This is a genomic window from Pseudomonas brassicacearum (genome assembly GCF_000585995.1).
Classification (GTDB): domain Bacteria; phylum Pseudomonadota; class Gammaproteobacteria; order Pseudomonadales; family Pseudomonadaceae; genus Aquipseudomonas; species Aquipseudomonas brassicacearum_A.
On record NZ_CP007410.1, the window covers coordinates 4,224,645 to 4,238,125 of the forward strand.

The window sequence follows — 13,481 nt, forward strand, 5'->3', positions numbered from 1 at the left end:
TACTGTCTTTATGACTAATCATTGTCAAAGTGACAAAACATGAGTCTGTCCGTTGAATCCTTGGCGCGCATCGCTATTCAGTTGCAAAGCGGCATTTCCCATCAGGATCGCTTTCAACGTCTAATCAATACCTTGCGCCAATTGCTGGGTTGCGACGCTTCTGCCTTGTTGCGTTATGAACAGCGACAGTTCCGTCCGCTGGCGATTGACGGCCTGGCACCGGATGTTCTGGGACGTCGCTTCAGCCTTGATGCGCATCCGCGACTGGAAGCCATCGCTCGCGCCGGTGACGTGGTGCGCTTTCCGGCAGAAAGTCATTTGCCTGACCCCTATGACGGACTGATACCGAGCCGGCAGGACCTCAAAGTGCATGCCTGCATCGGATTGCCGTTGTTCGCGGACCAGACACTGATTGGTGCGCTGACGATCGATGGCATGGACCCGGCACAGTTTGATCACTTCAGCGACGAAGAGCTGCGACTTGTGGGAGCCCTCGCTTCTGCTGCCTTGGCCAATGCATTGCTGGTGGAGCAACTGGAAAGTCAGACAATTACGCCTCTCTCCATCAGCAATATCCCGGCGGGCAAACCCAGCACCGAAATGGTCGGGCTCAGCGAAGTCATGCGACAGTTGAAGAGAGAGATCGAAATGGTGGCAGGTTCCGACCTGAACGTCTTGATCACTGGAGAAACCGGAGTCGGCAAGGAACTGGTCGCCAAGGCCATACATGAAGGTTCATCACGCGCAGGTCAGTCTGTGGTTTATCTGAACTGCGCTGCGCTACCGGAATCAGTGGCTGAGAGTGAGTTGTTCGGCCATGTCAAAGGGGCTTTTACCGGTGCAATCCATCATCGCACCGGCAAGTTCGAAATGGCTGATAACGGCACACTGTTTCTCGACGAAATCGGTGAACTGTCATTGAATCTGCAAGCAAAACTGTTGCGGGTACTGCAATACGGCGACCTGCAACGGGTTGGTGACGATAACGTCTTGCGGGTCAACGTACGGGTGCTTGCCGCGACCAATCGTGATCTGAAGCAGGAGGTGTTGAACAATCGGTTCCGTGCAGACCTGTTCCACCGTTTAAGCGTATTCCCTGTGCATGTACCACCACTGCGTGAGCGTGATCAGGACATCACGTTGCTAGCGGGTTTTTTCTGCGAGCAGAGCCGGGAACGCATGGGATTGAAACGGGTGGCTTTGGCTGCCAACTGTCTGTCGTTGCTCAAGCAGTACACGTGGCCAGGAAACGTTCGCGAACTGGAGCACGCTGTTTATCGGGCGACGATCATTGCTCGTGCGACCCAGCAAAGTGACGAGCTGCTGCTTGAAGCACAGCATTTCAATCAAGTACCCGAGCAGATGGTAGCGCCGCCTGTTGCTCTGGATGTTCCTTTCCTCGGCGTTGAACAGGGTCTGCGGGAAGCGACGGATGACTTCCAGCGTCAGCTGATTGATAACACGCTGAATAATTGCGCAAGGAAATGGTCTGCCTGTGCTCGAATGCTGGATATGGACGTAGCTAACCTGCACCGACTGGCGAAGCGGCTTGGTTTGAAATAACACTCACGGCCGATCAGGGCTCAATTCAACCAGAACCAAGCATTGATCGACTGGCCGATTGCAGGTCAGTCAAGGCCGCTACCGACACCGGCAATGCTCCAGCACCTCCTACCCGGACTCCGACGATATTTGGCGCGCCTTGCAGAACTCGATTTAATTTAGCGGTTGCACCCAGGAGCCTCCTACGGGAGGAATGGGGTGGCAAGGGGGGATATGATTGACTCCGAGCTCCTCATAGTCACAGCAACAATCATTTCAGCAAAGCCATACCTCAATGATGTTTTCTTTCTTTTCGAGAACCTATTTTTAATTTAATCACCGCGGATATATTGCCGAGCGTACACAGGGCTTTGCTGACGTCCAGCATATCCTCCACGCCCTATTTTAATTTCAATATATTTTAGCGACTTACACAACACAAACTTAAAGGAAGGGCCATGAAGATAAATAATCAGCATTCAACCCCGGGAGTTGCGAATACGACACACTTAGCATGCATCAGTTAATTATCCACTGGCGACAATTAACCACACGCCCTCCAATACATCCTGATAAAATTGAACGAATGCCCAAAATGGCAAATCTAAAAATCTAATAAAGGTGAAAAGAGCGTTTTTCCACAATTCGGCTCCCCACCGACAATCAACAGCACATGAAGAATGTGAGTACCGATAAATTCACCCTAATAATATTCAATGCGATGCCTGTTGAATAAACCGGAAGCGGGTCGTTTCGAATCTGCTTCGTAGTCTGAGGTAACACTGATGAAAAGGATTCTTGTTCCACTGCTGGCCCTGAGTGCCGCGCTGACGTTGCAGTCAGCTCAAGCCGTTGATGGCGAGGCGCTCTTCAAGAGCAAAACCTGTGTTGCCTGCCATATGGTCGACGCCAAAATGGTCGGTCCAGGTTACAAGGAAGTGGCGGCCAAATACGCTGGCCAAGCCGACGCATCGGCAACCCTGGTCAAGAGCATCAAAGAAGGCAGTACGGGCAAATGGGGGCCAATCGCAATGCCGGCCAACCAGGTGACCGACGAAGAAGCGAAGACCTTGGCCGACTGGATCCTGACGCTGAAGTAAGAGAGCCCAATAAAAAACACCCACACCGCAGAAGCGAGCCCGCTCTCTTCTGCGAACCGGGTCGCTCGGCTACATTGTCGGGGTTTGCTGTAAAAGCGCCAGATCGATATCTTCAAAACGCAACACCCTGCCGCCCTGCTCGCTGGCCAGATTGCGTGCGGTGGCCTCCTCGGAAAATGACGCCAGAACTACACCCATGGAACCTTTAAGCTGAGTGCCGACGACATAGTAGGCTTGGGTTGCATCAATCAGAAAATGGTCGTCGGGTTTCTCCCATGCACTTTTCCCCATATCGTGCACATACAATTTTGCCTCAGTGTGGTGATTCTCCGGTTGAAGCCACCATCCGAGCATTTCCGCAGTGGAGCAAAATTTCTTGATCGTGCCCTTTTCCACGACCTGACCTTTGGGGCCCGGAAAGTCGGTGATGACCATCCCGCAGACATGACACTCGTCACTCTGATGGAAGGCCACGGGTCCAAGGGTTTGCTTCTCCTCTGCGCGATCGTTGCACGCCGCCAATACCAAACTGGTAATGATGACGACCAGGACACGGGCCCCGGTTAGGTACCAAGTGTTCATTTGAATCTCCCGAGCTTGGAAAATCAGGTCAGCCGACGGCGAAACATCCAGTAAGCCAACAGCAACAGAACGCCGACCCAAAGCAGCAGGCAGCCCCACAACATTGAACCCGGCACCGGCAGATCGCTGCTCAACGCCATAAGGCCGACGGCATTGCCGCTGCCCTCGAAACCGGAAAGGTTGATCAAGCGATAGACGTCAGTCGGGTTGAGCAGCAATAACCAGGGCAACAGGTCCGGGTTGAACCGGCCTTTACTGAGGACCAGCAACGCCAGCAGCGCCAAGTCAAACACCAACACGAAGAGGAACCACACCCCCAGCGCCATTCCGGCTGCGCTGGATTTTTCGCTGGCCTTGCTGCTCAGCACGTAAGCCAGCGCCAGGAACACCCAGCCCAACAGCGTGGAGGAGACCATGAAGCGACCGAACGCCCAGAACAGCATTCCCAACTCGACATCATCGACCAGCAAGGCAATGGCCACGGCGGCACAGCCAAATCCGATCAGCGTGGCCAGCGCCAGGATCAGACCGTGACCGACAAACTTGCCCAACAGGATTTGTCCACGCCCCAAGGGGTAGGTCAGCAACAGCATCAGCGTCCCGCCCTCGTCCTCGCCGACGATCGCGTCATAGGCCAATAGCAAGGCAATCAGCGGCACCAGGAACGTCGCCAGGCTGGCGAGGCTGGCGATGGTGGCCGGAATGGAAGTGAAGCCCACTTGCCCGGAAGCCGCCGCACCGAGCCAGGCGATACCCACCGCCAGAATGGCGAACAACAGGCTGATAGCCAGTAGCCAGCGATTGCGCAGCCCGTCGCTGAACTCTTTACCGGCGATACTCCAGATCTGCATCATGGCTGGGCGCCTTCTGTGCCAGTGGTCGCACGACTCATGTAGTAGCCATAGAGGTCTTCGAGGGACGGTTGCAGTATCTCGATGTCCTGCGGTTGATCCTCGTGGAACAACTGGCGCAGTAGATCAACTTTGTAGCCATTGACAGCCATCACCTCGATCCCGTTGCCGCCCACCGCTGTGGCGGTGTGCCCGGCGGCATTCCAGCGCTGCAACCATTGCTCGCGTCGGCAAAGACCACTGGCCCGGATCCGCGCCGGCAAGTCGGCGTCTTCACGCAGTCTGGACAGACTCCCGATCGCCTGTAAGCAGCCATTGGCCAGGATGGCCGCACGGTTGATATGCGCTTCGACACCTGCCAACACATGGGAGCAAAGGATGATGCTCGCGCCCTGTTGGCGCAGACGGTCGATCAATAGGTAAAGATCCTGGGTAGCGATCGGGTCCAGCCCCACCGTGGGTTCGTCCAACAGCAACAAGCGCGGCTCGCCGAGCACCGCCTGAGCCAGGCCCAGACGCTGGCGCATGCCCTTGGAATAGGTTTTCACCCGACGGTCTGCGGCCCCCGCAAGCCCGACCTGCTCGAGCAAATCGTCCACTTGCGTCAGGGCGGCTCCTTTGAGGCGGGCGAAATACCGCAGAGTTTCGCGGCCACTGAGTTGCGGGTAGAACGTCACGTTTTCCGGCAGGTAACCGAGTTGGCGACGCACGTCGGCTTGTGCGGGTCGGCAGCCAAGTACGTGCACCTGGCCGGCGCTGGCCTTGAGCAGGCCAAGGATCAATTTCATCACCGTGGTCTTGCCCGCACCGTTGTGGCCAAACAAGCCCAGCACCTCGCCTTCGCCCAGACTCAGGGTCAGATCGTGCAGCACGGTCATGCTGCCGTAACGCTGGCTGACCTCTTCGATTTCGACGGTGATCATAAGGTCGGCCGCTGTGTTTGGGGCATCGTCGGAAGGTTCATCAGGGGGAAACTGTCTTTTACCCCCGGTGATTTCGTCACGGGGAAACTGCTCTGAACCCAACGCAATAATTGAACGCTCGGGCTATTCATCAACAGACGGACCTGCGGATACAGCCACAGCAGACGGTCGACGTTGTCGTTGGGTTCGTAGATCACGTCGCCCACCGCATCGTTATTGCGATCCCAACCCAGGTAATCACTCCAGTAATTGCCCCGCCCCTCGGCCGACCATTCCTGCAAGCGGGTGGCGACGTATTTGACTTGCTGCTGATTGTCGACGAAGGCGTTGTCGGCGATCCGGTTGTCTTCGGAGCCTGCGGTGAGGTGAATGCCCACGGCACTGCGCTCGAAGTGGTTGTGTTCGATGACATTGAACAGCGAGTTGTAGATAAACAGCGCCTTGCCTTCGGCACCGCTGACCATACCGCCATCGGCGGAACCGCTGCGCACGTCGCTGACGAAGTTGTCGCGCAGCTCGGAATAGGTGATGTAGTTCATCAGGATGCCATAGCTCTCGTCCTGCTCGGAACGGTTGCCAATCACCGTCAGCTTGCGGCTCTGCATCAAGGCATAACCGGTGCGTGTCCGGCGGGTGGTGTTGCCGAGCAACTGGTTGTCGTTGGCGTACATGTAGTGCACGCCATAGCGCAGGTCTTCCAAAGTATTGCCCTGCAGCAGGTTGCCGTTCGAGGTATCGATGTAGATCCCGTCCCGGGTCTGTCGCACGTGATTACCGATAACCTTGGCGCCGTGCACGGCATACAGATGAATCCCATTGCCGCGATCCTGGGAGCGAATGCTCGGGTCGCCTTCGATATCGTTGTCAATCAGGCTGACGTCGTGGGTGCTATCCACCCAGATGCCGAAGCCTGGTCCTTTCATGCGGTTGTTGCGTATCACCGCACCCTGGGCTTTGGGACCGATGAAAATCGCTGAGTTCATGGCCGTCATGTCGCGCCCCCAGTCGCGCAATGTGCAGCCCTCGATCCGCACGTCGGGAGCGCTGATGAACACAGCGTTGCCCTGCCCCTCGCTCTGGATCACCGCGCCCGGCTCACAGATAATCTGCATCGATTGATCGACACTGAACGAGCCGCGGTATTCCCCCGCCGGCAGGTGCCAGCGTTGCTCGGCGTCCAGCTTCAACGGCAGCGTGGTGATGGGTTGTACTGCCGCCAGCGCGCTGCCACCTGTCAACAGCGACGCCAGCACAATGACCTTCATCGGGGTTGGCTTGAATGGGGTCATTGGCCTGCGCTCCTGACGATAGGCAACGATCAGACTTTCTCCACCAGCATGCGGCCGACCATTTCCATGTGCAACGCATGACAGAACCAGCTGCAGTAGTACCAATGCAGGCCGGCCTTGTCGGCGATGAAGGTGATCGAGGCCGTCTGTTGCGGACTGATCTCCATGCTCACGCCATGGTTGGTCATGACGAAACCGTGGGTCACGTCTTCAATCTTGTCGATGTTGGTGATGGTCACCGTGACCTCGTCACCCTGTTTGACGGTGAACTCCGGCAGACCATAGGCCGGGGCCATCGAGGTCATGTACACACGCACTTTCTTGCCGTCGCGTATGACCTTGTTATCGGTTTCCAGCTTGATCCCATCCTTGGCAGCAATCGCTACAGTTTCGGCGAAAAACGGGTCGTTGCGATCCCAGATTTTTTTGGTCCGGATCTGGTCGCGACGGGCCATGACGCAGTCGTGAGGTTCGGCGAAGGCCGGGCCGTCGTGCACCAGTTTCATCTCGTCGCCGGAGATATCGATCAACTGATCGTTTTCCGGGTGCAGCGGGCCAGTCGGCAGGAAGCGGTCCTTGGAGAATTTGCTCAGGACCATCAGCCATTTGCCGTCGGCCTCGCTGGTTTCGGTCAGCGAGGCATGGTTGTGGCCAGGCTGATACTGCACGTCGAGTTTTTGCTTGATGTAATTGACCTTCTCGCCGGTGTAGGCGCGAACGGCTTCGTCCATGTTCCACTTGACCACCTGGCTGTCGATAAACAGCGTGGTGTAGGCGTTACCGCGACCGTCGAAGGTGGTGTGCAGAGGACCCAGACCCAGTTCTGGCTCGCCGACCACCGCGTCACGCGGCTCCTTGAGTTTGTCGTCAAACAGATCGTCCAGCTTGGCGGTGGCGATGATGGTGCAGGTCGGCGAAAGCTTGCCGGCGGCGATGAAATACTTGCCGTCGGGCGACATATTGATGCCATGCGGGTTCTTCGGCACCGGGATATAACGGGTGAATGCGCTGTCCTTGCCCTCGGTTCTACGACCGTCGACCACCGGCACTTTCGAATCGCCCAGCGTGATGAACTTGCCGGCCTTGATCGCTGCCTCGATGCGCGGAATGTTGAATACCACCACCCAATCGCGCTCGTTGCGCATCATGCCGCCCAAGTCGTAGGCCTTCTCCGAGTTGTAGCAAGTCGAAGCCGCATACTTGCCGGTGTAGTCGGCATCGGTGTTGTCCAGGTTGCCCTCGACGATGACCTGGAACGCCATCTCCATTTTCTCGGCATCAATGGCATTGAACATGGTGTAGCTGTTCTTGTCCTGGAGGTCGAAGGTGCTGCCGTCATTGGGGTGAGGAATGACGAATTCGGCGTTGGCGAACACGTATTTGGTGTGCGGCATTTTCTGGAGACGCAAACCGTGTACGGCCTGCACATTCGGTACGGTGAGCATTCTGTCGCATTTCATGACATCCAAGCGGATGCGCGCGACCCGGCTGTTGGCCTTGTCGTTGATAAATAGGTACTTGCCGTCGTACTTGCCGTCGGTCATGGATAAATGCGGGTGGTGGCAGTCGCCGTTCTGGAATTTGGCGCTGTCACCCATGATCCGCTTGCTTTCGTTAGTCAGGCCCCAGCCGGTGGCGGAATCGATGTTGAACACCGGAATGCGCAACAGCTCGCGCATCGACGGGATGCCCATGATCCGCACTTCGCCCTGGTGGCCACCACTCCAGAAACCATAGTAATCATCCAGATCGCCCGGCCCCACGTGGACCTTCGATTGCGCGTCCTTGGCCGCTGCCGCCCAGGTTTCACGGGTGAATACCACGCTACCCAGGGCCGTGGCGCCGGCCAACGCGACGCTGGCTACGGCACTCGTGCCGAGGAAACCGCGACGGCTCAGGCCGGTCGATTCCGTCTCCTGCTTTGCTTTCATGGTTTCATGATCGCTTTTCGACTTGTTATCGCTCATGGGTGTTGCTCCATCGGGGGCAGATATGAAAAAGCTCGGTCAATCGAGTCTTGATACCTCGTTTGCAGCGAGGTGGCTCAGGGCTCGAACACTTGCACAACAGGAATCAACTCTTCGCGATCCAGCACTGGCGCAGGTTTGCTCCGCGTTTTGCGCTTGTTCTTGATGACCAGTGGCGGGCATTTGTTTTCGTTGTGATAGGTCATCTGGCAATCGAGGCAGTAGTGGCACTCGTTGGCGTTGATATGGCCGTCCGGGTGGATTGCCTGGATTTCGCATTCCTTGGCGCAGAGCTGGCAAGGGGTACCGCACTCTTTTCGGCGTTTTAGCCAGTCGAACAGCCGCAGCTTGGTCGGAATCGCCAGCGCCGCGCCCAAGGGGCAGACGTAGCGGCAGTAAACCTTGCGGGTAAAGATATTGATCACCAGCAACGCCACCGCGTAGGCCACGAACCACCATTGGCGATCGAATTTAAGGGTGATGGCGGTCTTGAACGGTTCCACCTCGGCAAATTGCTCGGCAGTGGTCATCGACTCCAAGGAGATGCCGAACAGCAGCAGCAGGATGATGTACTTGATCGCCCACAACCGCTCATGGACCGCGAACGGCAACTCGTATTGCGGAATCTTCAGCTTGCGCGCGGCTTCGTTGATCAACTCCTGCAAAGCGCCGAACGGGCACAGCCAGCCGCAGAACACACCACGGCCCCAGAGCAGGATGCTGGCGGCGGTGAAGGTCCAGAGGATGAAAATGATCGGGTCCGTGAGAAACAGTTCCCAGCGGAAGTTCTCGAACAGGGCATGGACGAACGTCAGCACATTGACCACAGAAATCTGCCCAAGGGCATACCAGCCGATGAACACCACGGTGAAGACCAGATAAACCCGACGCAGCCAGTGGAGGAAGCGTGGGTATTTGGTAAAGGAGTCCTGCAGGAACAAAATCACCATCAACACGGCAAGGGCCGTGCACAGTACCCCGATCTGAAACGCTTTCTGGTACCAGATATTCACCCAGGTCGGCCGGTTGGCAACCTCGATGGCAGCCAGTTCTTCGGCAGTGGGCGGTGGCCGCAGGAGGTATTGCTCGGGCATCTGGTAAGACAGCTCGAAGCTACTGAACACGCCGCTGACTGCGCCTGTTTGACGACGTACCAGCAATTCCAGCGACCAGGGCGATCCCGGATCGAACCGGGCCGGTTCACGCACAATGAAAATCGACATTTCATCGAATTCCGGCATGCCCTTGGCAAACACGTCGGAGAGCCGCTGGTGGTCCATGTCGCGGAAACTGATGACATTGCCGAACTGGCGCAATTGCACCCGGTCGAAAATTCCGCCGCGCACATAACCCGAGCCCTTGTAGGAGAACAGGCCGCGGCCCAACACCGCGATGGCCTGCTCGCCCGGCTTTAGATCCTGCATGAGGAAACGGTATTGATTGTCGCCTAGCAGATTGCGACCGATGGCTGGCGGGTTCAAATCGGCGATGTACAGCTCAATAAAGGTGTCATCGACTTGATCGGCGGCGGCGTTGTCGATACCTTCGGCTTCGGTGCCCTTGAAGGCGGCATCAACCTGGCCACGGGTCAGGTTCAACCGGCGCACCGCGCCGTTACCGGTCAATTGCTCCCAGGTGGCGGGTTCGTAAAAGTCCTGGCGCACAGTGGCGGGCTTTTGTGCTGCGCCGGCCCTGTCCTCGATCAGCTTCAGCGATACGGCGACCTTTTGCGCGGCGCGCATGATGATCTCATTGACCACCATGACGGTCACCGTCGCACCGGAGATCCCATCAACGGTCACCGCCTCTAGATCACTGGACCGGCCAACGACCACCCTTCGGTCGGCCTTGACCCCTTTGTATTTGGCATCGAAAGCATGAAGCTTTTCCACGGGAATGCCGATCAGCAAAATCGGCTCATGGTGCTCCAGCACGTAGGCATCCTGGATGACGCCGTGGGTATCGAGGATGACCTGCATGTTGATCGGTTTGCCCGAGTAAGCCGGAATATCCACCACGTCCTGACTCTGGAACACGTAACCGAGCACCTCTTTGCCGGTGCGGATGGTGCGAACCTTGAACTCGCCGTCAGGCTCGGAAAGTCCATCGCTACCGGGAAATATGGCTTCTACACGCTGCTGCTCGAGCCCGCCATAATCCTTCGCCTGTAATCCGAAAAACCCATCGAACATCAGGCACAACAAAATGATCAGCCCATAGTGAAATGGACGCCGGACACCGGGCATTGGGAGTTTGGAAGCACGCATGGATTCGCTGAGCGATCGACCTCTGAAAAAACACCCGTCGAGCAACGATTATGCTCAATCGCTCTTAACTGAAATTATGTGATCAACACTCCTCCTTACTCACGAAAATAGCAATCATATTCTATAAACGGGTCAAACCAATTATCAGCACCAGTGGTTCAATATTTATTTAAAAGATTATCCAGTAGACAAATAGCATCTCCCAACAGGTCGATATATTTTTCCTCATGGCACGAAAACCTCTCGTGACGGGCATTCATGCCTGATTTTATCGCCTTTCGTCTAAAATACAGATTTGAATAGATTATTTATTGACTATGACCGAAATTTCCGCCCCCCCCCCCTGCAAATATAATTTCAGGCGACGGACCATCAATCGATGGTGAAGCGTTTAACCCTACGCCTAAGCCTTCCAAGAGACAGTAAACGGAGTCGATGTTCATTGTCATAGTTAGCACTCTTGGTATTGTTGGACCGAGCCAATATTCAAGTTGCAGCAACTTACATATCCGAATCGCGCCCACACTAATGGACTCTGGATCAGATAAAGTTTTCATAACTATGGCGACCATGCATCGTCCGAAGAACTTGAACAGGCTTTTTTTGCGTTTGCAAGAACTCAGTCAGGACCAGCGATGCGATCCTATGTGGGAGGCCGTCTGGTGGCGTTGTCATCGCAGAATCATAGCGGACTACCTTCTCTTTGATTACTAGCTTTTCCAAGGCAAGAGCTCGGATATGAAGGCAGACTAATTCGGCACCCGACAACTCTGGAATCTCGGTAGCCGCCATGATTGCAGTTCTACTGCTGCTCCCTTGTTGCCCGCGCCGATGCGTCGCACCTTCTCAGGAGGTGGATTGTCTATTAGCGGCGCTTCACCGTCTGTCCCGTAAGCTGGCGCCGAATAAGCCACCAGTCGAGAAGTCATATTGACTATTGTTTTGTCATTATGACCCTTTCCGGACTAGGTCGTAATGACCATTCAAATACTTAACTAATTGATATTGTTGAATAAAATTCTTGGCCCGTTTTGTGTATTGAGTATTGAACTTAACGCAAACCCCAAAGGGACAATGTCATGACTCGTTCAATCGCGCTCAGTTTTACCCTGTGTACTCTACTGTCTCCGCTATGCCTGGCAGACCAGATAATCCGTGAAGTCCCCGACACAACTGCCGGCAAGGGTTTCGGCGCCTTGACCGGAATGATGGTTGGCGCGGTAGGGGGGCCGATTGGTGCATTAGTCGGCGCAGCTGGCGGTTTTTTCGCAGGCAGTGCGGTGCAAACAGGGATTGGTAAATCTGAAACCGCTTATCAAGTAAAAAACACACAAGGTGAGACTAGTACAGTGCGCTCACCCAATGCCAGATTTGAAGTCGGGCAGCAGGTCACGCGTAAAGGTGCGCGACTGGTGGCAGTTGAGGAGTAAGAAGCCGGAACAGTTTCATGCGACTAATAGCCCCCCCTTTTTAGGCCCGCTTGCGGGCCTTTTTAAGTCGTTTTTGATATCTATCATTAACGATTCGATGTTTGATCAGATTCCTAAATGGATTCCCACCGTTCGGACTTTTTCGAGCTGCGCCGCCCTTGATTACTCGATCGACTCTATCTAGATCGGAAATTTGAATCCCGGATCATGAAAAGAGACGAAATACCGATCTCAAAATATCATGAAGCCATCGAGCTTACGGTTGACCATGACTGAATGCCATGCGCCTCCGCCCTCAATAGAGATATGCTGATCATTTGCTTCACCTGATTATTTCAATTTCTTCTATGTATCCGTCACTACGACTTGTTAAAATTTCATAGAATTTCTTGACAGCCATGCAAAGCCTACTACCCTCAAGATCATTCATTCTCACAACTTGAACCACCACACTCAAATATGCAGCGCTTGGTATCGTTAATAATACCCAACCGGCAGAGCGCTTTTCCAAGAACTTTCCAACTGCACTTTCTACTCGGGATGCAGCCGTGCAAAAAGCTTTGAAGATAGTCAGCTATGCCGTGCTCGTGCTGATGGCCAGCGCGGTCGTTTATGCCAGCGTTATCGGCATCACCTATTGGACGGGTATCGGCGTCTAGGGAGTTCGCAATGAACAAACGCCAGACACGCTCGTTCGCGCTGATATCGACGGCCATCGCCGCCATTGTGTTTCTTGGCATGACGGTTGATAGTCACCGGCAGTTTCCAAAATTGACCAACGCTCAACAGATCACGCCAGAAGTCACTCGCGGCAAGGATGTATGGCATGAATACAATTGCATCAATTGCCATACGTTGTTTGGTGAAGGCGCGTATTACGCTCCGGACCTTACGAAAATCACCCAGCAGCGCGGCACCCCCTATCTCACCGCGTTCCTCAAAGACCCCTCAAAGTTTTATGACGAGCAACGTCATCGCCGGTTGATGCCGAACCTAAAACTCAACGACGAAGAAATCGCGGCGTTGATCGCCTTTATGGATTGGGTGAGCAAGGTCGACAATCAAGGCTGGCCGCCGCGGCCGATCCTGGTGACCGGCACGTCGATTCCCGGCATGGACCTCACCGTTGCGCAACAGAATGTCGCCGGTGGCAACCAGCCACCCGCCGCACGCCCGGTGTCCGACAAGGAAGACCCGATCGCCCTGGGCGAGGCGCTGTTTCGAACCACGGCCACACCGGTGTGCAGCGCTTGTCATTCGATTGCACCGGGAGTCAATCTCGCCGGACCGACACTGGCCGGGTTGGCTGCTCGGGCCAAACAGGTCATTGCCTCGCCTGACTACAAGGGCAAGGCCAAGGACGTCGAAGGCTTCATCCGCGAATCCATCGTCACGCCAAGCGCGTACCTGCATCCGGGCGACATGTATTCCGCCAATGGCATGTCTTTCATGCCGGACACCTTCGCCAAATCGCTAACGCCCGAACAGATCGATCAACTGGTCGCCTATCTGGCGTCGTTCCAGTAATCA

The 13,481-nt window shown here is 55.4% G+C and carries 10 protein-coding genes; 4 read left to right on the forward strand and 6 right to left on the reverse strand.

The window, feature by feature from the left end:
• Positions 1-39 precede the first annotated feature (39 nt).
• Together norR and CD58_RS17820 are read left to right on the forward strand one after the other, a co-directional pair.
• Complete coding sequence (norR, locus tag CD58_RS17815; protein ID WP_025214357.1) at positions 40-1,563, forward strand: nitric oxide reductase transcriptional regulator NorR; 1,524 nt, start codon at positions 40-42, stop codon at positions 1,561-1,563.
• A 764-nt stretch (positions 1,564-2,327) separates the two neighbouring features.
• Complete coding sequence (locus CD58_RS17820) at positions 2,328-2,642, forward strand: c-type cytochrome (protein WP_025214358.1); 315 nt, start codon at positions 2,328-2,330, stop codon at positions 2,640-2,642.
• A gap of 69 nt (positions 2,643-2,711) precedes the next feature.
• Here CD58_RS17820 and CD58_RS17825 read toward each other — a convergent pair whose 3' ends face one another.
• From CD58_RS17825 to nosR, 6 genes are all read right to left on the reverse strand, one after another.
• On the reverse strand, positions 2,712-3,224 hold the full coding sequence (locus CD58_RS17825) for a nitrous oxide reductase accessory protein NosL (RefSeq protein WP_025214359.1): 513 nt from the start codon (positions 3,222-3,224) through the stop codon (positions 2,712-2,714).
• Positions 3,225-3,247: 23 nt separating this feature from the next.
• Complete coding sequence (locus CD58_RS17830; protein ID WP_025214360.1) at positions 3,248-4,078, reverse strand: ABC transporter permease; 831 nt, start codon at positions 4,076-4,078, stop codon at positions 3,248-3,250.
• Positions 4,075-4,998, reverse strand: coding sequence for an ABC transporter ATP-binding protein (locus CD58_RS17835; protein WP_025214361.1), 924 nt, complete (start codon positions 4,996-4,998; stop codon positions 4,075-4,077). Before CD58_RS17835 ends, CD58_RS17830 begins: the two co-directional genes overlap by 4 nt.
• Positions 4,995-6,287: a nitrous oxide reductase family maturation protein NosD gene (locus CD58_RS17840; RefSeq protein WP_025214362.1), complete on the reverse strand. Its 1,293-nt coding sequence runs from the start codon at positions 6,285-6,287 to the stop codon at positions 4,995-4,997. Before CD58_RS17840 ends, CD58_RS17835 begins: the two co-directional genes overlap by 4 nt.
• 29 nt (positions 6,288-6,316) lie before the next feature.
• Positions 6,317-8,254 carry a TAT-dependent nitrous-oxide reductase gene (nosZ, locus tag CD58_RS17845; protein WP_025214363.1) on the reverse strand — a complete coding sequence of 646 codons (1,938 nt, stop codon included), beginning with the start codon at positions 8,252-8,254 and terminating at the stop codon, positions 6,317-6,319.
• 77 nt (positions 8,255-8,331) lie between these two features.
• Positions 8,332-10,521: a transcriptional regulator NosR gene (gene nosR / locus CD58_RS17850; RefSeq protein ID WP_025214364.1), complete on the reverse strand. Its 2,190-nt coding sequence runs from the start codon at positions 10,519-10,521 to the stop codon at positions 8,332-8,334.
• Positions 10,522-11,600: 1,079 nt separating this feature from the next.
• On the opposite strand from nosR, the gene CD58_RS29370 reads away from it, so the two are divergent.
• The gene (locus CD58_RS29370) at positions 11,601-11,951 is read left to right on the forward strand and encodes a hypothetical protein (protein WP_034114485.1); all 351 of its coding nucleotides are present in this window, start codon (positions 11,601-11,603) and stop codon (positions 11,949-11,951) included.
• A gap of 669 nt (positions 11,952-12,620) precedes the next feature.
• Positions 12,621-13,478 carry a c-type cytochrome gene (locus tag CD58_RS17865; protein ID WP_025214367.1) on the forward strand — a complete coding sequence of 286 codons (858 nt, stop codon included), beginning with the start codon at positions 12,621-12,623 and terminating at the stop codon, positions 13,476-13,478.
• The last annotated feature ends 3 nt before the right edge of the window (positions 13,479-13,481 follow it).

Coding starts and splice junctions, on each gene's coding strand:
- CD58_RS17830 (WP_025214360.1), bottom strand. CDS start 4,078: ATGATGCAGATCTGGAGTATCGCCGGTAAAGAGTTCAGCGACGGGCTG.
- CD58_RS17820 (WP_025214358.1), top strand. CDS start 2,328: ATGAAAAGGATTCTTGTTCCACTGCTGGCCCTGAGTGCCGCGCTGACG.
- CD58_RS17825 (WP_025214359.1), bottom strand. CDS start 3,224: ATGAACACTTGGTACCTAACCGGGGCCCGTGTCCTGGTCGTCATCATT.
- CD58_RS17840 (WP_025214362.1), bottom strand. CDS start 6,287: ATGACCCCATTCAAGCCAACCCCGATGAAGGTCATTGTGCTGGCGTCG.
- nosZ (WP_025214363.1), bottom strand. CDS start 8,254: ATGAGCGATAACAAGTCGAAAAGCGATCATGAAACCATGAAAGCAAAG.
- nosR (WP_025214364.1), bottom strand. CDS start 10,521: ATGCGTGCTTCCAAACTCCCAATGCCCGGTGTCCGGCGTCCATTTCAC.
- norR (WP_025214357.1), top strand. CDS start 40: ATGAGTCTGTCCGTTGAATCCTTGGCGCGCATCGCTATTCAGTTGCAA.
- CD58_RS29370 (WP_034114485.1), top strand. CDS start 11,601: ATGACTCGTTCAATCGCGCTCAGTTTTACCCTGTGTACTCTACTGTCT.
- CD58_RS17865 (WP_025214367.1), top strand. CDS start 12,621: ATGAACAAACGCCAGACACGCTCGTTCGCGCTGATATCGACGGCCATC.
- CD58_RS17835 (WP_025214361.1), bottom strand. CDS start 4,998: ATGATCACCGTCGAAATCGAAGAGGTCAGCCAGCGTTACGGCAGCATG.